1 protein-coding gene is annotated in these 467 nt (G+C 77.3%); it reads right to left on the reverse strand.

All coding sequences use genetic code 11. The annotated features are described in order from the left end of the window. A partial coding sequence (locus M3677_RS17080; protein ID WP_251161147.1) for a hypothetical protein occupies positions 1-467 on the reverse strand: 467 nt, incomplete at both ends.

A 467-nucleotide genomic window follows, 5' to 3' on the forward strand; every position in this document is an offset into this window, starting at 1 on the left:
GGGTGGGTCTGCTCGAGCAGCTGGAGCGAGAAGCGGGCACCACCCTCGTCGGCAGCCGGGAGCAGGGCCGTGACGGGTGGCAGCTCGACGGCCCGGGACAGGTAGGGGCGCTCGGCGGTGGTGGCGGTGACCTCGACGGCGACCGAGAGGCCGCCCTCGTGGCACCAGAGCGCGGCCGGGGCGCCGTCGAGGTCCAGCCGACCGAGCCAGCCGCCGTCGACGACGGCGTCGAGCAGCGCGTCGGCCACGACCGGGGACGCCGCCTGCGGCAGCCGCACGCTGCGCCGTGCGACGAGGTGGCGCAGGCCGAGATCGGCCCACTGGTAGGCCCAGCGGCCCGAGCGGCGGGCCAGGCACAGGACCAAGACGACCACCGCCGCGACCAGCACCGGCACGAGCAGCGGCCAGGGCTGCCGGTGCACGGCCACGACGCCCAGCAGCGCGACCTCGGCGGCCACCAGCTGCCC

This window comes from Curtobacterium sp. P97 (assembly GCF_023712445.1).
Taxonomy (GTDB): Bacteria; Actinomycetota; Actinomycetes; order Actinomycetales; family Microbacteriaceae; genus Curtobacterium.